Below are 302 nucleotides of genomic sequence, written 5' to 3'. Positions count from 1 at the left end.
CCCCACGTCGGCCGGGGACTGGCCGTCCACGACCGACACGAGCCGGGCGGCCTGCGCCCGCAACGCCTCCGCGCTGCGGGCCGACAACACCCACGGCAGCACCCCACCACGTACCGGTTCCGGCGTGTCCGTGTCCGCCTGCTCCACCTGCTCCACCGCAGGCGCCTGCTCGACGATGACGTGCGCGTTCGTACCGCTCACACCGAACGACGACACACCCGCGCGCCACGGCCGGTCGACCTGCGGCCACGGCCGCGCCTCGGTCAGCAGTTCCACGGCGCCGGCCGACCAGTCCACGTGCG

Annotated in this window: 1 protein-coding gene; it reads right to left on the bottom strand. The window is 74.8% G+C overall.

The features are described 5' to 3' along the window. The coding region (locus KYY02_RS33810) for a ketoacyl-synthetase C-terminal extension domain-containing protein (RefSeq protein ID WP_371244931.1) at window positions 1-302 on the bottom strand (302 nt) is incomplete at both ends.

This window comes from Streptomyces pimonensis (assembly GCF_041380215.1).
GTDB classification, from domain to species: Bacteria; Actinomycetota; Actinomycetes; order Streptomycetales; family Streptomycetaceae; genus Streptomyces; species Streptomyces pimonensis.
The sequence above is the reverse complement of the archived record's forward strand: the minus strand, read 5'-3'. Positions and strand labels throughout refer to the sequence as shown.